Origin of the sequence: Flavobacterium sp. FlaQc-47 (assembly GCF_044006475.1) — a bacterium.
Taxonomy (GTDB): Bacteria; Bacteroidota; Bacteroidia; order Flavobacteriales; family Flavobacteriaceae; genus Flavobacterium.
In genome coordinates this window covers 277,128-295,800 of the sequence record NZ_JBIPCQ010000005.1, presented here as the reverse complement: position 1 = coordinate 295,800, position 18,673 = coordinate 277,128, and the positions used below count along the sequence as shown (strand labels likewise).

The following is an 18,673-nucleotide window of genomic DNA, read 5'->3' as shown; positions in this document are numbered from 1 at the left end:
GTAATAACTTTATTAATTTTTTCTAAGATCTTAATAACCGTAATCATTTTTTAATTGATTATTGCTTCCATCAATAAATACTTGCCATATTGGCCAAAATTGTCTGCTATCAGGATTAACACCTGGTTTGTACAATGAATTTATTTTAGTATCTGCTGCTGTTCCTGTCCATGTCCAGGGAGTTGCAGTATAGGTCACACCAGGATTAGTAATTTCACCTCTGTTTAATCCGTAGATGTCAAGAGATACATTATCTGCTTTATATTTATAGTACAAAGTTGCCGGTACATCAGCATATTCGCCTGTACGTGCTGCTAAATTTGTCATTTTTTGTTTTGCCTGATCTAATTTTACTTTTAGTAAATTCCATCTAATAAGTGCTTGTTTACGCTCCATTTCTCCGGTAAACTCAAATTTATTTTCTTCAACAATAGCATTGAACATTGCTTCTTTACTAGTCAAGCCATTTACATACACATCTACTTTAACAGCTTGTGCCACTGTAGCGAATGCTCTTCTGCGAATTTCTTTTAAATAAGGCGCAGCTGCTCCGGGACCTTCTAACTCGTTAGCTGTTTCAGCAGCAATAAGTAGCACCTCAGCATAACGCATGTACATTTTATTAACTCCATCGTCATTAGTTGAAGTAACATAACGTTTCATCCATTCGTAACGGTATTTACCAAAGTACCATGTATCCAGCGTATTTAATTCTTGTTTAGCAACATTATTGACTGCTGCACCATATTTGTAAGGTACACATGTAACATCTCTACGGGTATCAACCTGATCATAATCATAAAATACAAATGGTAATGGACCTGCTACACCGCCACGATTCGCTCCATTTGCCTGAAATTGATCGCTAGCCGCAGTATGTTTTACAGCAAAAGTAAATAGCATTCTGCCACGTCCGTCACCAAAAGGAATTTCCCAAAGAGATTCTCCTCCGGCAGTAGTATTTTCCTCATTGTATTTTCTCCATAATCCTTCAAAAGTAGATTCTAAATGAGCAGAACCACTTTGAATTACTTCACGAGATTCTTTTAATGCCAATGCATACATACTAGCAACTGAAAGTTCCGGATCAGTGCTTCTTCTTACTCCATCAGGATATTGTTGATAGCCACTTGCTGCCAAAGCCAAACGTGCTCTGAATGCTTTTACAAAAGCTTTATTGATATGTTCTACAGTATTTGTGTATGCCGTTTCGTTAGGCCAAGCAACTAATGTTGATGCTTCTCCCAAGTCTGCAATTAATTGTTTATAAAGAATATCTCTGCTTGATTTAGGCAAGTATAAAGTTTCAGAAGTAATAGGTTCAAAACGAGCAGGAACATCTCCCCACGCTTTGATTAAATCAGCATAGTAAATCGCTCTTAATGTTAAAGCTTCTCCTAATAACTGACCCATTTCTGTTCCCGGCAAAGGGTTTCCATATTGACGTAAACCTTTGATACAAACATTGGCACGCTCAATACCTGAAAACATCATGGCATAAGCATTGGTAGTCGTATTCATTTCTGTATTACCAGGCTTTGTATCGTAAACACATAAATCCGACTTATCTCCTGCAGTTTGCGAAGCATTATACCATTCTACGTCAGTATTTAATCCATAATAGGGTAAGAAACGTCCTCTGTAAGAGTTAGTCTCGGCAAATGGTACTTTTATTCCGTCAATAGCTCCTTTTGCAAGTCCGGCTGTAGAAAAAATTACAGAAGCATCTAATGTTGATTGTGCAGGTGCCTCTAAATAGTCCTCTTCAAATTGTTGACAAGAACTGAATAAACCAGAAATAATCAATCCTGCTATTATTATTTTATGTTTCATTTTGTAGTAATTTAAAATTAGAAATTAAGATTCATCCCAAAAACCATTTGTCTGCTTCTTGGATAAGGACTTGAATCAACCCCAGGTGTAAGCGGATTTTTTCTTCTTGTTGAAACTTCCGGATCAGAACCTGAGTAGTTAGTCCAAACAAAAACATTGGTTGCTGTTAGATAGAATCTCAATTTAGAAACTCCAAGTTTAGATGTAAACATCTCAGGCGCTGTATAACCTAATGTTAAAGTATTCAATCTTAAAAACGATGCATCTTCAACTGCCCAATCAGTAAATATTGCGCTTCTCATATATGGAGACCACATTGTAGTAGTAGCATTAAGTTCTGTTAATGCAGCAGGATCTGTTACTAACTGGCCAGAAACAGGATCTAAATTCGTCCATCTCTTTCCGTCAGCCATAGTTGAATTTAAATTTTTGTACTGCCCTGAAGCATTAGCCGTTGAAAATTCAATTTTATCCGCATTATATACATCATTGCCAATACTCCAGTTAAAAGCTGCCATTAAATCGAATCCATAAGCATTTCCATTAATTACAAAACCACCGGAACTTTTAGGATTAACATTACCAATAACTGTTTTGTCATTTATATCTACTTTACCGTCTCCGTTAACATCTTTCAATTTCATATCTCCGGGTTTAAGAGCGCTTCCGTCTCCCACTAAAGTAGCAGCAGTACTAACTACACCACTTTTTAAAGTATATTTTCCTCCAGCATAATCAAAGTCTGAAACTTCGTATCTGCCATCGTTTTTATAACCATACATAGTTCCTAATGAAGAACCTACTTCTATCAGATAATCATCTCCAATTTGTGAAGAAGCCCATCCTGTAGCCTGTCCAAAATTATTCATAACACCTAATGAGTTAATACGGTTTTTGTTTATTCCCATATTGAATGAAAAACTCAACCCGTATTTGGCTTTTTCAATTGCAACAATATTTATAGTAGCCTCGAAACCTGTATTTTGTGTTTCACCCATATTACGATATTGATAATCGTATCCGGATCCCGGAACCGGGAAATTAATTAATAAGTCACTGGTAACATTTTTATAAACATCAAAATTACCATTTAAGCGATTTTTGAAAAATCCAAAATCCAAACCAGCATTTTGAGTCACTGTTGTTTCCCATTTCAAATCAGGATTAGGCATTGTTTTTGACGGCGCCCAAACACTCGTAACTCCATTAATCCATGGCGTTGGAGTAGATTGAAAAATTTGAATTTGCTGTCCAACCGGTATGTTATTATTTCCTGCTTCACCATAACTGGCTCTCACTTTTAAAAGATTGATCCAGGTTTGATCTTTCAGGAAACTCTCTTCAGAAATTTTCCATCCTGCTGCAAAAGCCGGGAAATATCCCCAACGATTTTCTTTTAAAAATTTACTTGAACCATCTGCACGAAATGTAGCTGTTAATAAGTAACGATTTTTGTAATCATAATTAGCACGTCCAAAAAACGATAATAATTTATCATCAGGGCTGTAATAATTATCTACTGATTGTGGTGTTCCCTGAGTTGTTAATTTTTTTGCCTGATCAAAATCAAAAAATGTAGGATATCCATGAATAGTACTGGTAACACTATTTGAATTATATGAAATACTTTCTTCTCCTAAAAGAGCGCTCAAATGATGGTTTTCACCCATTATTTTTTTGAAATCATAATTCAGTGTATTAGCATTTCTAAAACGTCTGTCTTTAGTATCAGACATAATCATTGCAGGCATACCCTGTAATGGACCTAATGGGGCATTAGCCACATAATAAGTAGTTTGTCCGTAAAAACGATAATCCAGATTGTTATAATTATCCAAACCTAAATCTACTTTCAATTTTAAATTTTCTGCAAGCTCCCATCCAAAACTACCTAACATATTATAGTTTTTACGAAACTGCTGACGATCATTGTCAGAAACAGATATTAAAGGATTTATCAATACATCTGAACCATCTCCGGTTACATCTTCTGAAGTTAAACCTGGTACAGGAAGTGGCGCATAACCAACAATTGTACGCATACGCGAATCTGTTGAAGATTTTTCATTTTGTTCATTAACACCTCCACCATCAATTTCAGTATCTGAATAACGCATGGTAAAACTAACATCAATTTTATCACTTAGTTTGCTTTTTAAAGCCATGGAAAGGTTATTACGTTTATAATCTGAACCTATCATAATAGCCTTTTCATCATAATGAGCATAATTAAAATTATAATTAAGCTTATCCGTTCCGCCTCTAATTCCTAAATCACGGCTTTGAACCTCACCTGTACGTCCAAAGATTTGCTTTTGCCAATTATCTCCTTTTAAACCCTTGTACATATCCTGATCTTGCCAATTTCCAAAATACTTAGTATATGAAGATGGATCAGATGCTACTTTTGTACCTGTTTGGGAAAGCATAGCATATTCGTATTGCCATTTAGTATAATCGTCCGGCGACAAAACATCAATTTGATTAGCCATCTTTTTCATACCATAAAACATATTGAAATTGACTGCAATTTTACCATCTTTTCCACTTTTAGTTGTAATAATAATTACCCCGTTTGCACCACGTGATCCATATATTGCAGTTGAAGCAGCATCTTTTAAAACCGTCATGGAGTCAATATCAGATGATGAAATATCATTCATACTATTTATTGGAAATCCATCTACTATAATTAAAGGAGAAGAATCCTGAGTAAGAGAACCACCTCCACGAACTCTAATTTTTATATCTGCATCCGGAGAACCTTCAGATGAAGTTACCTGAACACCGGCAATTCGACCTGTTAAGGCTTCAGCAACGTTTGCTACCGGCACTTTTTTCAAATCGTTACCCGAAATAGTAGAAACTGCTCCGGTCAAATCAGACTTTTTAGCCGTTCCATATCCAATAACAACAACTTCATTCAGGCTGTTAGAATCTTCAGATAAAGCAACATCAATTTTAGTTTTTCCCTCTACGGCTACTTCTTTGGTTTTAAAACCAATAAAGGAATACGTTATAACCGCTTTCGGATTTGAAAGCTTTAGTTTATAACGTCCGTCAAAATCCGTTGAGGTTCCATTTTTTGTTCCTTTTTCTAAAATATTAACTCCCGGCAATGTTAGCCCTGCAGCATCTTTAACGGTTCCTTCAAGTGTTCCTGTCTGAGCATTCATTTGATTGCTCGTGAGTAAACACAATAAAAAAACAACTGCAAAGTAACAATGTGCTCCTTTGTTAAATAAATCTTTAAAATTCATGGTTGATTGTTTAAGTTATTAATTAGATTCTTGTTTTGTGGTTTTTTGTGGTCATTTTAATTTAATCTTTTCAACTTCTTCTTCTGGCGTTAGAGATTTTATTCCCCAATAACTTGGGTTTGATGTCAATTTAAATAAAAAGTAAAGTAGGTTTTATACCTCATTTAAAAAGTTGTAATCGATTACACAAACATAAATATTTTTTTCATATAAAAAATTAAAATTCATAAAAATTTCCTAAAAAAAATAATATATCAAAAATAAACTCCCTTTTTTATATGACATGTGTAATTTAAGTTGGTTATAAATATTAAATATATTTTTAATATTTGTGAATTTGTTGCGATTTTCTAAAAAAAACAATCGATTACACTAAGAGTGATTGCAGTATTATAAATGTGTTTTTAACATTTAAATTAATTTAAAAGCGCAGAATTTTGTAATAATTAAACTCCATATTTTTAATTGTATTCATTATTTTAGAAAAGCTTTACACTCTGGAAAGAAAAGCGATTCTTACTAATACAAACTTTATTTACTATGTACTAGTACTTTGCAAATACAATAGATGACAAACGGGCATAAAAAAACCCTTAAACGATTTTGTTTAAGGGTCTATAATTATTTTAAAGCAAACTACATTTAAGCGCGCTGCAATTGCAAATTACTTTTATGTTTTTGCATTAAAATAAAAGTAATAACCATTCCTATCACAGCCATTGCAACACCAATAAGATTTGGCGACGCATAACTATATCCGGCAGCTAAAGGTAAACCTCCTAAAAAAGCGCCTAAAGCATTCCCAATATTAAAACTTCCCTGAAGTGCAGCCGAAGCTATCATTTCAGCATCTTTTGCAGTACGAATCATCAACATTTGAATGGGTGCGATAACCGAAAAAGAAATTGCTCCGGTTAAGAAAGTCAGAAATAATGAAACATATTGATTATACGAGAACAGGTAAACTAAAATCAAATCAATTGACAGCACAAAAAGCAATGCTAAAACGGTAGGTGCAGGAGAATACTTATCAGCAAGTTTGCCACCTAAAAAATTTCCAACCACCATTCCTAAACCTGCAAGAATTAAAATATATGAAACATCTTCAGGAGAAAACTGAGATACATTGGTTAATAAAGGCGCGATATAACTAATCCACGCAAATAACCCTGCAAATCCTATTGCGGTAATGCCAATAATTAACCAGGCTTCTGTTTTCTTAAAAAATTGCAATTGGGTTTTCATATTTACGTTTCCACTTTTTTCAAGATTCGGCATCCATAAAGAGATGAACAAAAATGTAAGCAAACCAACAATCGCAATTAATATAAAAGTATAACGCCATATAAAATTGTGACCTATATAGGTACCAATGGGAACTCCTATTAAATTAGCCAGGGTTAAACCCGAAAACATAATCGAAATCGCCTGGGCTTCCTTGCCTTTATCAGCCAATCGGCTCGCCACTACAGCTCCAACTCCAAAGAAGGCTCCGTGTGGTAAACCGGAAAGAAATCTGGAAGCGAATAAAAAATTATAGTTTGGTGCAATAATAGAAAGTGCATTAAAAATAGTTAGCATCAAGGCTAAAATCAAAAGCATCTTTTTTGGCGCAAGATTCCTGCCTAAAATAACTAATAAAGGAGCTCCAATAACTACGCCTAATGCGTAAGCAGAAATTAAATATCCGGCAACCGGAATTGAAACTTTCATATCTAAGGCAATATCCGGCAACAAACCCATCATAACAAATTCGGTAATACCGATAGTTAAACCTCCTAATGAGAGTGCAATAAGACTTTTTTTCATTTGTTTTACAAGAAAGGATTAGACTTTCTATGCTGCAAATTTAACACAATAGCACGTGAAAATAGTTGTATATTTGCGATATAAACTTGTACATTTAAGTTATGACAAAATTTAATCAGTTTGAAAAACTTGTCATTCATGAATTTGAAGATGACGTCTTTCCTCATGTTCCGCACACACATACGTATTATGAAATCATTTATATTAAAAAAGGAAGCGGAATTCATCATCTAAATAATAATTTACTTCCTTATAAAACAGGCGATTTATTTGTAATTTCTCCTGAGGATTATCATTATTTTGATATTAAAAAAAGAACCCGTTTTGTATATATTAAGTTTACGGACAATTATTTTGATTCGAATAAAAACCTTTTTTGCGATGATTTGCTTTTGAATACGCCGGAAGATTTTATGCGAAATAAACTGCTAAAAGAAACGGTTTTAAAATTAGACGATCCTTGTAAAACGATTCTTAAAAATACTGTCGAAAACATTACGGCTTACAATTGCAAAACCGATGTATCGACTTCGCCGATTGTTTTTTATCAGATTCTTTCCATTTTTGGATTAATAAAAGAGACTATCCGATGCATGAATTTACAAATTAAATCGACTCATATTGATAACGAGCAAATTGCAACATACATTCATCAGAATATTTATCAGCCTAAATTAGTTCAGATTAAGGTAATCGCCAGTCATTTTAATATTGCCGAATCTTATTTTAGTGCTTATTTCAAAAGAACATTTGCAATCAGCTATCGGGATTACATTCATAATTTAAGAACTACTCTGATCGAAAAACGAATTCAGAATAATCAATTACCGATCAAACAAATTGCCTATGAATTTGGTTTTACAGATGAAAGTCATTTATCGAACTATTTCAAAAAGAGAAAAAACATGAAACCAACTGATTTTAAGAAAACATAAAATTTGAAATCTTAAATAAATAGCAGCTATTAAAAATTATTTCTAAATTTGTCATTCTAAAAACAATTCATTGACGAAAAAATTCCACATATTGTTTCTCATTTTAACCCTTGGCTTCTTTTTGATGTCCAATTCAGGTTATGCGTGTGGAAGAAATGAAACAAAAATGAATTGCGAAAAGAAAACTTCTTCAAAAGAGGATACTTCAGATTCCTGCAAAAAAGATTGTTGCAAAAAAGGTCCTTCTTCTAAAAAAGATCAACATGGCTGCAACGGAAAATGTGATCATGCCGGTTGTACAACTTCCGGATTACAATACAGCATGATATCAATTAACGAATTTGAATTCAATAATGATCTATTCAATTTCTCTTTTGAAAAAAATACTCCATACTACACAAATAGTAGTATTTCTGATGGTTTTACTTCTATTTGGCTGCCACCAAAAATAAAATAATTCTATTGCTGACAGCCATACCTGGGTTTAACCCGAAAGTTACTAAGTCCCTAAGGTTCTAAGCAAAAATTCAACTTTGCTTTCTGTTTCTTTGCGAAACAATAATTTCAATAAAATTAAATTTATTTAACTTAGAGAAAAATCTAAATTCTCTATCAAAAATTCACACAAAATGAAAAATTCAATATTAAATATAGCAGCAGTAATCGTACTTGTATTCTCTGCAAATTTCGTTCAGGCAAACACTATCAAAACAGCAATAACTTCAATTGAAATTGCTGATGCAAGTCAGTTACAATCCGTTTATGATGCATATTTCACAGTAAAAGATGCATTAATTAAAAGTGATGCGAAATTAACTTCAGCTAAAGCCACAGATTTACTGACTGCAATTAGTGCCATAAAAATGGACAAATTAAAAAGCAACGAACATACTGTTTGGATGAAAGTGGTAAAAAAATTAACTGCTGATGCTAAAAGTATTTCGACCTCAACAGATATCAAAAAGCAACGTGAGACTTTTAAGTCACTTTCAAAAAATACTTACGATTTAATTAAAGTTTCTAAATCTGATGTGGCAGTTTACAAACAATATTGCCCAATGGCCGATGCTGACTGGTTAAGTAAAGAAAAGGCAGTTAAGAATCCGTATTATGGTTCATCAATGCTAACTTGTGGCAATGTGGTAGAAACTATCAAATAAATATGAAACTCTACATCAAAAACATGGTGTGTGGTCGCTGTATAATGGTTGTGAAGTCTGAGTTTGAAAAACTCGGACTTCAGACTATTTCTGTTGAATTGGGTGAAGTTGAACTGGAAGATAGTATTACCAAAAGTCAGAAGGAAATTTTACATAACAACCTTCAAGAATTGGGTTTCGATTTTATTGATGACAAAAAAACCAAAACTATTGAGAGAATAAAAAATCTTATCGTCGATTTAGTCCATCATAAAAACAATGAACTTAAAATCAACTTATCTGATTATTTGGTCAACAACCTCAACCAGGATTACAGCACGCTAAGTAATTTATTCTCGGAAGTTGAAAACACCACTATCGAAAAATATTTTATCAGCCAAAAAATAGAAAAAGTCAAGGAATTATTGATTTATAATGAACTTTCGTTAAGCGAAATTGCTGATATTTTAAACTATAGTAATGTCGCACATTTGAGCAATCAGTTCAAGAAAATTACCGGTTTTACGCCTACACATTTTAAACAGCAGAAAGATAAAAATCGGATTCAGATCGAGAATTTGTAGAGAGCTAATTTCACGCAAAGTCGCAAAAGCGCAAAGTTTTTCTCATTTTATGTCAATAAATATACATCTCGTTTGTCATTTCGACGAAGGAGAAATCTTCGTAAAAAACTCGACAAAGATTGGATTCTCTTGGCGGAGTCACTTATAGAGATTTCTCCTTCGTCGAAATGAAATAAAAATGAGAAAAACTTTGCGCCTCTGCGTTTTTGCGTGATTATTAAAAAACTTAGTATAAGACCTTGCGTTTTTTGCCATTAAAAAAATAATATTACAAATCATTCTCAAAATTCTACAAACCGAAGCAAACCTTAGTTCGGACATTTGCATTGTAATACTTTAAAAACAAAAACAATGACCCATACATATCAACTTACCGGAATGACTTGTTCAAGTTGTGAAGACAAAGTAAAAAAAGCACTTGAATTAGTTGACAACGTAACCCATGTAAGCGTTTCAAAAGATGCTGATACTGCAACAGTAAGCATGGAAAAACATATCTCTTTAGCCGAATTGCAAAATGCTTTAGAAAGTAAATATCAAATTTCAGCCATTGATCATAATGAAACTATTGAGCAAACCAGATCATGGTTTGAAACCTATAAACCAATATTGCTGATTTTCTTTTATATAAGTTTGGTCACAGGCTTAATACAATTCACCAATCACCATTTTGATTTCATGCAGGCGATGCAACACTTTATGGCAGGTTTCTTTTTGGTTTTTTCATTTTTTAAAATGCTAAATTTAAAAGGTTTCGCAGAAAGCTATATGATGTACGACGTTCTGGCCAGAAAAATTCCGGTTTGGGGATATCTTTACGCCTTTATAGAACTTGGTTTGGGGATTTCATATTTATTGAATTTCAACCCAATTTTTACAAACGCGGTAACTTTTATAGTGATGAGTATAAGCATTATTGGCGTATTACAATCAGTACTGAATAAACAAAAAATACAATGTGCCTGTTTAGGCGCCGTTTTTAATTTACCCATGAGTACTGTTACAATTATCGAAGATGGCTTAATGATCGCAATGAGTTTAATAATGCTGCTAACATTTTTATAATGAACTATAAAAAACTTTTTCTGTCTTTTTTGATACTGTTTTTCTTTACCGAAATTATGCTTTCGCAGAAAGTAGTTCGTTACGATTTACACGTTCGCGATACTATTGTAAATTTCTCAGGAAAACAAAAACGCGCTCTTACTGTTAACGGACAAATCCCAATGCCAACGCTGACTTTTACTGAAGGCGATATCGCGGAAATATATGTACACAACGATTTAAAAAACGAAGATACGGCGTTACACTGGCATGGATTATTTTTACCAAATAAAGAAGATGGCGTTCCCTATTTGACTCAAATGCCAATAAAACCCGGAACAATACACAAATACAGTTTCCCGATTATCCAGAACGGAACATATTGGTATCACAGCCATTCAGGCTTGCAGGAACAAATAGGTTTGTACGGACTTTTTATCATCAACAAAAAGAAAGACGATTCGACTTTTAGAAAAGGAATCGATGATTTACCCACTGTTCCGGTAATTTTAAGTGAATGGACAGATCTAAAACCGGAGAATATTCAGCGAATGCTACACAATGCAAACGATTGGTTTGCGATAAAAAAAGGAACAACTCAAAGTTATGCCGAAGCCATTAAACACGGCGAGTTTTTGACAAAGGTTACTAACGAATGGAAACGTATGAACGCGATGGATGTTAGTGATGTTTATTATGAGAAGTTTTTGATCAACGGAAAAAACGAACAACAGCTTTCACAATTTAAAGCCGGTGATAAAGTCAGATTGCGAATTGCAAATGGCGGCGCATCCAGTTATTTCTGGCTAACTTACGGCGGCGGAAAAATCACTGTAGTGGCAAGCGACGGAAATGATGTTGAACCTGTAGAAGTCGATAGGTTGATTATTGCGGTCTCTGAAACTTATGATGTTGTGATTACCATTCCTGAGGATAAAAAATCGGTTGCATTTTTAGCTACGGCCGAAGACAGAACCGGATCAGCTTCTTTGTTTTTAGGTGAAGGAACGAAACAACCTGTCAAACATCTTCCGAAATTAAAATATTTTGAAGGGATGAAAATGATGAACGGCATGATGAAAATGAACGGCGAATTGAATGATATGGGCATGCAAATGTCTCTCAATAAAATGGACATGAATGCAGTAATGTATCCTGAAATTTCCGGCGAAGATAAATCTGCTAAAACACAAGATCATTCTGGTCACACTATGGAAGGCATGAAAATGGAGGATATGAAAATGCCAACCGATACGACAGAGGCTGCAGAAATTACAACGCTGAATTACGGAATGCTAAAATCGCCTAATAAAACCACTCTTCCAACTCCGCCTTCGGGGGCTGGGGGGATAAAAGAATTACGCTTTGAATTATCCGGAAACATGAACCGTTATGTTTGGAGTCTGGACAATAAAGTAGTTTCGGAAACTGATAAAATCTTAATTAAAAAAGGCGAAAACGTCAGGATTGTATTGTACAACGGCTCAATGATGCGCCACCCGATGCATTTACACGGTCACGATTTCAGGATTCTAAACGAACACGGCGATTATTCTCCATTAAAAAATGTGATTGATATTATGCCAATGGAAACCGACACAATCGAATTTCAGGCTAATGCCGATGGCGACTGGTTTTTTCATTGTCATATTTTATATCATATGATGGCTGGAATGGGTCGTATTTTTAGTTATGAAAATTCAGCACCAAATCCGTTGATTCATCATCCTGAAATGGCGTATAAAATGCTAAAAATGGACGATCGTATGTTTCATTTTATGGGTGAAAATGATTTTGCCTCTAACGGAAATGACGGTGAAGCCATGTACAGCAATACGCGCTGGAGCATTGGAACCGAATGGAGATTGGGTTATAACAATGAACACGGTTATGAAACCGAAACACATGTTGGTCGCTACATCGGAAAAAATCAATGGCTGATGCCTTTTATCGGTTTTGACTGGCGATATAGAAGAATGGGAATGGACGAACAGGAACAAAACCTTTTCGGACAAAGCAATACTAAAGACAATCGTTCGGTATTTAGCGCCGGTTTAGAATATACTTTACCGATGCTTGTAAAAGCGCAGGTTGAGGTTTATACGGATGGAAATGTAAGGGTTCAGTTTGAGCGAAAGGATATTCCGCTTTCACGACGTTTACGAATGAATTTAATGTGGAATACGGATAAGGAATATATGGCTGGTTTAAAATATATTGTTGCCAGAAACTTTGGGATTACAACACATTATGACAGTGATATGGGAATTGGGTTTGGGGTAAATCTGAATTATTAATTGTTTTTGAACCATATAAGTAATTTAAGTTCATGTTAAAAGTGTGCCTAAATTGTTACTCTTTTTTAATCGCATAATTTGTGGCTAAAAAACACTTTAAATTTCATTAACAACTATTATAAAAACATTAACTAATTGTAAGAATCAACTTTAAGAATTACTATTATATTTGAATCACCATAAAACAAAAAACATTTAAATTATCTACAATGACTAAAGTAATTACCATTTTAACGATTGCCTTATTTACAATGGGCGTTAGTGCACAGGAAACTAAACCTGCTACAAAAGAAAAAGCTAAAAAGGAATCTTGCTGCAAAAAAACAGCTGATAAAAAAGACAAAAAATGTTGCGCTAAAAAATAACAGCAACGCATTTCAAACAAAAAGGGCTCGAATATATTCGAGCCCTTTTTTATGGGATTTTTTTTCGCGACAAATTTCATGAATTTTCGCGAATTATTTTTTCCAGAAAATGCATTTAAGCATTTTGAATTGGTGAAAATTCATGAAATTCGTGGTAAAAAAACTTTTAAAACTATTTCAATCTAACGCTCCATTCAAAATCCATTTCAGAAACCTGGATTCCTTTTTCATCAGTTCCTATAGATTTCATCCAGAAGGTTTGCCCCTCTCCTGTTTCGATTGTTTTTTTGATTGCATCGGCAATTAAATGTCCGTCGTTGCAAACAAATGTTATTCTTCCCGTTGCTTTTTTGGTAAAGTTCCCTTTATTGTTTGCTACCAGCATTGAGATTTTTTTTCCGCTTTGCTGAATCTGTGATATTACTAAAGCTCCCGTTGTTAATTCTGCTGCCATTGCCTGAACAGCAAAATACATGGAGTTAAAAGGATTTTGATTGATCCATCTGTGTTTGACACTTACCACACATTTATCGTCGTCGATTGCCTTTACGCGAACACCGCAAATGTATGCTGATGGTAATTTGAATAATACAAATTTGTTGAGTTTAGATACTGATAATGCCATGTGATTCTTTTTTTATGTAAAAATACAAAAAAACTATGCACGCACAATAAATTGGAATTACTTTCACAAAATCCCAATAAAACCAAAGGTTACAAATGATTTTCAGTTCATTATGAGCTACTCTATAATTTTATATTTGTTAATTTTATGTTAATATTTGGTACTATGTAAAACAAGATACTGTTCTTTAGACATATATTTGCATAAGAAAATACTATATACTTTTAATCATGGAAACAACAACACCACTCATCATGGAAAAAACATCAGAAAAGAACACTGCGGCGTTCACTCATTTAAGTACTTTAAGTCAATACATCATTCCGTTTGGGAATTATATCTTCCCGATATTAATATGGACGAGTTACAAAGACAAATCAGAATTTGTAAACGATCACGGAAAGCAAACGTTGAATTTTCAATTAAGTCTTTTGCTTTATACTTTAGTTTTGGCTTTAATTGCAATTCCGATTTTTGCGTTTGTACTTTTAAAAAACCTTCCAATAAATACTGTTTTTAACGATGAGGATTTAATCATCAGAAATCTAAACATCGACGGAAATATTGGAATCTTAAGTATTGGAGCAACGGCAGTTTTACTTTTTGGATTATTAAAATTTGTTGAATTCTTTTTAGTGATTTACGCTTCAATCAAAGCTTCAAACGGCGAATTATATAAGTATCCGCTCACGATTCCTTTTATAAAATAGCACTTCGACTTTGCTCAGTGTGACATAAAAGAATAAAAGTTATAGCAGTATTTTAGGGTTTAGCCCTGATAGAAGTGGAAATCCTTTTATTTTTTTCTTTAAAAAATAAAAGATTGAAACGAATAGCAGGAAACAGCTCCAAAAAAAAACAATCAATCATCAAAATTATCATCAATCAATCATCATCAATCAAAAAACGAATTGTTCAATCTAAAAAAAACAAAATGAAATTATGAACATTGAAAACACAAAAGCACAGATGCGCAAAGGTGTTCTTGAGTTTTGCATCTTATCTGTATTAAAAGAAAAAGACGCATACACATCAGAAATATTAGACACTTTAAAAAACGCAAAATTACTGGTTGTTGAGGGAACTGTTTACCCGCTTTTGACCAGGCTTAAAAACGACGGTCTGCTTAATTATCGTTGGGAAGAATCGACTTCAGGACCACCACGAAAATACTATGGATTAACCGAAATAGGACAAACATTTTTAAACGAACTTAGCGGTACCTGGACAGAATTGTCTGACGCCGTTAATCTAATCACCAATCAAAACCAATAATCATGAACAAAACAGTAAATATTAACTTAGGCGGTATGGTTTTTCATATAGATGAAGACGCATATTTAAAATTGACACGCTATTTTGACGCTATTAAAAGATCCTTAAATAACTCATCAGGACAAGATGAAATTATTAAAGATATCGAAATGCGTGTTTCTGAATTATTACTTGAGAAACAAAAAAGCGACAAACATGTTGTGGGATTGAAGGATGTTGAGGAAGTGATTGTAGTAATGGGGCAACCTGAAGATTATATTCTTGAAGATGACGAAAAATCACAACAATCTTTTAATGATTACGGTACAAGAAAACATAAAAAATTATACCGCGATAAGGAAAAAGGTATGATTGGTGGTGTTGCAACTGGTTTAGGACACTATTTTGGGATTGACGCTGTGTGGATAAAAATTATATTTTTAATATTTGTTTTTGCAGGATTTGGAACTGGAATTTTAGCTTATTTCGTTCTTTGGATTGTTACTCCGGAAGCGATTACAACATCTGAGAAATTAGAAATGACCGGAGAACCGGTTACGATTTCTAACATTGAGAAAAAAGTACGTGAGGAAATTGAGTCATTATCAGACAAATTTAAAAATGCTGATTATGATGCAATGGGAAACCAGGTAAAGTCCGGAGCTGAGAGAATAAGTAGTTCATTTGGAGACTTTATAATGACAATTTTTAAAATATTCGCTAAATTTTTAGGCGTAATCTTAATCATGTCAGGAATTAGTGTTTTAATCATGTTATTGATTGGAGTATTTACTTTAGGAACGAATGTTTTTGTTGATTTTCCCTGGCAAAACTTTGTTGACGCAGGAAACTTTACAGATTATCCTCTTTGGTCATTTGGTTTATTAATGTTCTTTGCTGTTGGGATTCCGTTTTTCTTTTTGACACTTTTGGGTTTCAAATTGTTATCTCCAAACTTAAAATCTATTGGCAATATTACAAAATATACTTTGTTAGCCATTTGGATTATTGCGGTTGCAATTGCCATTAGCATTGGAATCAAACAGGCAACTGAACTTTCTTACGACAATAAAACAGTTGAGAAAAAAGAAATCGGAATTAGTCCGCAAGATACTTTGTATGTAAAATTCAGATACAATGATTATTATGCAAAGGATTTGAATCATCACAGCGATTTTGAATTTGTACAAGATTCGGCTAACAATCAGTTAATATATTCAAATGATGTTCATTTACATGTTTTGCATACTGATGAATCAAATGCATACTTGCAAATAGAAAAAAGTGCAAGAGGAAATTCATTTACAAATGCTAAAAAGAGAGCTGAAAAAATCAATTATAAAATTGAGCTTGAAGGAAATCGTTTAGTTCTTGATAATTATTTTTTAACCGATGTAAAAAACAAATTCAGAGGTCAGGAAGTTGATGTATATTTGTACTTGCCTCAGGGTCAGCTTTTCAAACCAGATGCATCTGTGCAGGATTACGATAGATCTGACGATGATTTTTTTAACTTACACTTTAGCGGTAACTACAATTACAAAGTTGAAGGATCTAAAATTAAATGTTTGAATTGCCCATCAGAAGAAGATGAATACAATGACGTAAACGAAGATGTACACGAAGAAGTAAATATTCAAAATGATACAGTAAATGAAGTTTCGGTTAAAATTAATGGAAAAGAAATTTTAAACGGAAAAAAAACAAAAGGCAGATTAACCACTGACAAAAACGGAGTTATAATTAAAATTAACTAAGCCATGATAAAAATAATCATTCATATTACAAAATTCATTATTGTTACTGTTACCGCATTATTGTTTGCCTCATGTCACTTTAATGTGAACACAGTTGAAGGAAGTGGAAATGTTACAACCCAAAAAAGAATCGTTCAGGGAGATTTTAGTAAAGTATCTGTGAGCAATGCGATCGATTTAGTAATTATACAATCTGACACTACCGAAATTGTGGTTGAAGCCGATGATAATATCCAAAAGGAAATTACAACAAAAGTAGAAAACGGAACTCTGATTATTAAATGTAAATACAGCTCTTTTAGAGATGTTACAAAGAAAACTGTTACGGTAAAAATGCCCAGAATTAACAAATTAGAAGCTTCAAGCGCTGCAACTGTAATGAGTAAAGGCGTTTTACAAGGTGAGGATATTGATCTGGAAACTTCAAGCGCTTCAACAATGGATGTTGATTTAGAATTTGACAATCTATCGGCTGATTCTGCAAGCGGAAGCACGATGAGCTTAAAAGGAAAAGCATTAACAATAAGAACCTCAGCATCAAGCGGTTCAAGCATCAATGCTAATAAATTATTTGCTAATGAAGTTCATGCAGAGGTTTCAAGTGGAGGAAGCACAAATGTTCACCCAATTTTGAGTTTGAAAGCGGAAGCAAGCAGTGGAGGAAGCATTAATTATGACATTACACCTAAAACAATCGAGAAAACTGCAAGTTCAGGAGGAAGTATCAGTCAGGGATAAAATGATATTTATCTGTTAAATATAAAAAAATCATTCATCGAAAGTGGATGATTTTTTTATATTTGTGAAAATCAAATCTAGAATTAATGAAAAAAAATACAGCCTTACTCCTGTTATTATTGGTTACGACGTTAACTTTTGCTCAAAGAAGAGAAAAAATAAAAGGATCTAAAATCGTAACTACTTCCATTAAAGAAGTAGGAGAATTTGACGGTATTGAAGCAGATGATAATTTAGAAGTATATCTTGAAAGAGGAGAAAAAAACGAAATCAAAATTGAAGCCGATGATAACCTGCACGACATTGTTGGGATGGATTTAAGAGAAAAAGTACTTCGTTTATACACCTCTAAGGAAAGTACTATTTTCAAAAAACTTACCGTGCGTGTGACTTATACAAAATCATTAAAAAGTGTTATTACAAAAAATGAGGCTATTGTATATGCAATCCAGGAACTTCAGTTAGATGATATTACATTTAATAGTTTTGATTACTCGAAGTTATTCCTGAATGTAAACTCAAAAAAATTCACGCTGTTTGCTGATGATAAAACAAGAATTGAACTGAATTTAAAATCTGAAGATGCAAATTTACAATTGAGCAAAAACTCGGCAATTAAAACATTAGTATCTGCCATAAAATTCAAATGTGATTTATACCAAAAAGCCACTGCAAATATTGAAGGAATTGCTGATAAAGCAACAATTCGTTTGGATAATAATTCGGTTTTTAACGGAACAAAATTTACTTTGAAAGAAAGTAATCTTACTACCGAAGGTTCATCTGCTGCTACAGTTTTAGCCGGAACCAGCATTTCGATCGCAGCCGGAGACAAATCTGAAGTTTCATTATTTGGTAATCCAAAAATTGAACTTACACGTTTTAGCGAAGAAGCAAAACTGATTAAAAAACCAGGCGGTTTAAAAGAAAAAGACAAAGAGAAGGAAAAAGAGAAATCATCTTTGCCGCAATAGATTTTCTTAATTATTGCCAAGAGATTATTGGAAAGAAAAAATAGATCAGTCCCAAAACC

The 18,673-nt window shown here is 33.5% G+C and carries 16 protein-coding genes; 12 read left to right on the top strand and 4 right to left on the bottom strand.

Going from position 1 to position 18,673, the window contains the following annotated elements:
• Positions 1-30: 30 nt before the first annotated feature.
• The 3 genes from ACHRVX_RS17810 to ACHRVX_RS17800 all read right to left on the bottom strand — a co-directional run bounded on the left by ACHRVX_RS17810 (position 31) and on the right by ACHRVX_RS17800 (position 6,902).
• Positions 31-1,833 (bottom strand): RagB/SusD family nutrient uptake outer membrane protein, encoded by a 1,803-nt coding sequence (locus ACHRVX_RS17810; protein WP_395334599.1) that lies wholly within the window; start codon positions 1,831-1,833, stop codon positions 31-33.
• A gap of 17 nt (positions 1,834-1,850) precedes the next feature.
• Positions 1,851-5,093: a SusC/RagA family TonB-linked outer membrane protein gene (locus ACHRVX_RS17805; RefSeq protein ID WP_395334598.1), complete on the bottom strand. Its 3,243-nt coding sequence runs from the start codon at positions 5,091-5,093 to the stop codon at positions 1,851-1,853.
• Between the two features lie 642 nt (positions 5,094-5,735).
• Entirely contained in the window at positions 5,736-6,902 is a 1,167-nt protein-coding gene (locus ACHRVX_RS17800; RefSeq protein ID WP_395334596.1) for an MFS transporter, read from the bottom strand.
• A 101-nt stretch (positions 6,903-7,003) separates the two neighbouring features.
• Between ACHRVX_RS17800 and ACHRVX_RS17795 the strand changes: the two genes are divergently transcribed.
• The 7 genes from ACHRVX_RS17795 (at position 7,004) to ACHRVX_RS17765 (ending at position 13,266) form a co-directional block, all read left to right on the top strand.
• Positions 7,004-7,837 (top strand): AraC family transcriptional regulator, encoded by an 834-nt coding sequence (locus ACHRVX_RS17795; RefSeq protein WP_395334594.1) that lies wholly within the window; start codon positions 7,004-7,006, stop codon positions 7,835-7,837.
• Between the two features lie 166 nt (positions 7,838-8,003).
• A complete protein-coding gene (locus ACHRVX_RS17790; RefSeq protein ID WP_395334592.1) occupies positions 8,004-8,294 on the top strand; it encodes a hypothetical protein in 291 nt (96 codons plus the stop codon).
• Between the two features lie 172 nt (positions 8,295-8,466).
• Positions 8,467-8,997 carry a DUF3347 domain-containing protein gene (locus ACHRVX_RS17785; protein ID WP_395334589.1) on the top strand — a complete coding sequence of 177 codons (531 nt, stop codon included), beginning with the start codon at positions 8,467-8,469 and terminating at the stop codon, positions 8,995-8,997.
• Positions 8,998-8,999: 2 nt separating this feature from the next.
• Complete coding sequence (locus ACHRVX_RS17780) at positions 9,000-9,560, top strand: helix-turn-helix domain-containing protein (RefSeq protein ID WP_395334587.1); 561 nt, start codon at positions 9,000-9,002, stop codon at positions 9,558-9,560.
• 351 nt (positions 9,561-9,911) lie between these two features.
• A complete protein-coding gene (locus ACHRVX_RS17775) occupies positions 9,912-10,625 on the top strand; it encodes a heavy-metal-associated domain-containing protein (protein ID WP_395334585.1) in 714 nt (237 codons plus the stop codon).
• A 56-nt stretch (positions 10,626-10,681) separates the two neighbouring features.
• Complete coding sequence (locus ACHRVX_RS17770) at positions 10,682-12,901, top strand: multicopper oxidase family protein (protein WP_395334874.1); 2,220 nt, start codon at positions 10,682-10,684, stop codon at positions 12,899-12,901.
• A gap of 209 nt (positions 12,902-13,110) precedes the next feature.
• Positions 13,111-13,266 carry a hypothetical protein gene (locus ACHRVX_RS17765; RefSeq protein ID WP_395334582.1) on the top strand — a complete coding sequence of 52 codons (156 nt, stop codon included), beginning with the start codon at positions 13,111-13,113 and terminating at the stop codon, positions 13,264-13,266.
• Positions 13,267-13,438: 172 nt separating this feature from the next.
• On the opposite strand, the gene ACHRVX_RS17760 is transcribed toward ACHRVX_RS17765, so the two are convergent.
• The gene (locus ACHRVX_RS17760; RefSeq protein ID WP_395334580.1) at positions 13,439-13,891 is read right to left on the bottom strand and encodes a DUF4442 domain-containing protein; all 453 of its coding nucleotides are present in this window, start codon (positions 13,889-13,891) and stop codon (positions 13,439-13,441) included.
• A 230-nt stretch (positions 13,892-14,121) separates the two neighbouring features.
• On the opposite strand from ACHRVX_RS17760, the gene ACHRVX_RS17755 reads away from it, so the two are divergent.
• From ACHRVX_RS17755 to ACHRVX_RS17735, 5 genes are all read left to right on the top strand, one after another.
• Positions 14,122-14,601: a DUF4870 domain-containing protein gene (locus ACHRVX_RS17755; protein WP_395334577.1), complete on the top strand. Its 480-nt coding sequence runs from the start codon at positions 14,122-14,124 to the stop codon at positions 14,599-14,601.
• 232 nt (positions 14,602-14,833) lie between these two features.
• Positions 14,834-15,166, top strand: coding sequence for a PadR family transcriptional regulator (locus tag ACHRVX_RS17750; protein ID WP_008464689.1), 333 nt, complete (start codon positions 14,834-14,836; stop codon positions 15,164-15,166).
• Positions 15,167-15,168: 2 nt separating this feature from the next.
• On the top strand, positions 15,169-16,902 hold the full coding sequence (locus ACHRVX_RS17745; protein WP_395334575.1) for a PspC domain-containing protein: 1,734 nt from the start codon (positions 15,169-15,171) through the stop codon (positions 16,900-16,902).
• Positions 16,903-16,905: 3 nt separating this feature from the next.
• Positions 16,906-17,640, top strand: coding sequence for a head GIN domain-containing protein (locus tag ACHRVX_RS17740; protein WP_395334573.1), 735 nt, complete (start codon positions 16,906-16,908; stop codon positions 17,638-17,640).
• Positions 17,641-17,726: 86 nt separating this feature from the next.
• A complete protein-coding gene (locus ACHRVX_RS17735; protein WP_395334571.1) occupies positions 17,727-18,614 on the top strand; it encodes a GIN domain-containing protein in 888 nt (295 codons plus the stop codon).
• Positions 18,615-18,673: the final 59 nt, after the last annotated feature.

Coding starts and splice junctions, on each gene's coding strand:
- ACHRVX_RS17810 (WP_395334599.1), bottom strand. CDS start 1,833: ATGAAACATAAAATAATAATAGCAGGATTGATTATTTCTGGTTTATTC.
- ACHRVX_RS17805 (WP_395334598.1), bottom strand. CDS start 5,093: ATGAATTTTAAAGATTTATTTAACAAAGGAGCACATTGTTACTTTGCA.
- ACHRVX_RS17800 (WP_395334596.1), bottom strand. CDS start 6,902: ATGAAAAAAAGTCTTATTGCACTCTCATTAGGAGGTTTAACTATCGGT.
- ACHRVX_RS17795 (WP_395334594.1), top strand. CDS start 7,004: ATGACAAAATTTAATCAGTTTGAAAAACTTGTCATTCATGAATTTGAA.
- ACHRVX_RS17790 (WP_395334592.1), top strand. CDS start 8,004: ATGAATTGCGAAAAGAAAACTTCTTCAAAAGAGGATACTTCAGATTCC.
- ACHRVX_RS17785 (WP_395334589.1), top strand. CDS start 8,467: ATGAAAAATTCAATATTAAATATAGCAGCAGTAATCGTACTTGTATTC.
- ACHRVX_RS17780 (WP_395334587.1), top strand. CDS start 9,000: ATGAAACTCTACATCAAAAACATGGTGTGTGGTCGCTGTATAATGGTT.
- ACHRVX_RS17775 (WP_395334585.1), top strand. CDS start 9,912: ATGACCCATACATATCAACTTACCGGAATGACTTGTTCAAGTTGTGAA.
- ACHRVX_RS17770 (WP_395334874.1), top strand. CDS start 10,682: ATGCTTTCGCAGAAAGTAGTTCGTTACGATTTACACGTTCGCGATACT.
- ACHRVX_RS17765 (WP_395334582.1), top strand. CDS start 13,111: ATGACTAAAGTAATTACCATTTTAACGATTGCCTTATTTACAATGGGC.
- ACHRVX_RS17760 (WP_395334580.1), bottom strand. CDS start 13,891: ATGGCATTATCAGTATCTAAACTCAACAAATTTGTATTATTCAAATTA.
- ACHRVX_RS17755 (WP_395334577.1), top strand. CDS start 14,122: ATGGAAACAACAACACCACTCATCATGGAAAAAACATCAGAAAAGAAC.
- ACHRVX_RS17750 (WP_008464689.1), top strand. CDS start 14,834: ATGAACATTGAAAACACAAAAGCACAGATGCGCAAAGGTGTTCTTGAG.
- ACHRVX_RS17745 (WP_395334575.1), top strand. CDS start 15,169: ATGAACAAAACAGTAAATATTAACTTAGGCGGTATGGTTTTTCATATA.
- ACHRVX_RS17740 (WP_395334573.1), top strand. CDS start 16,906: ATGATAAAAATAATCATTCATATTACAAAATTCATTATTGTTACTGTT.
- ACHRVX_RS17735 (WP_395334571.1), top strand. CDS start 17,727: ATGAAAAAAAATACAGCCTTACTCCTGTTATTATTGGTTACGACGTTA.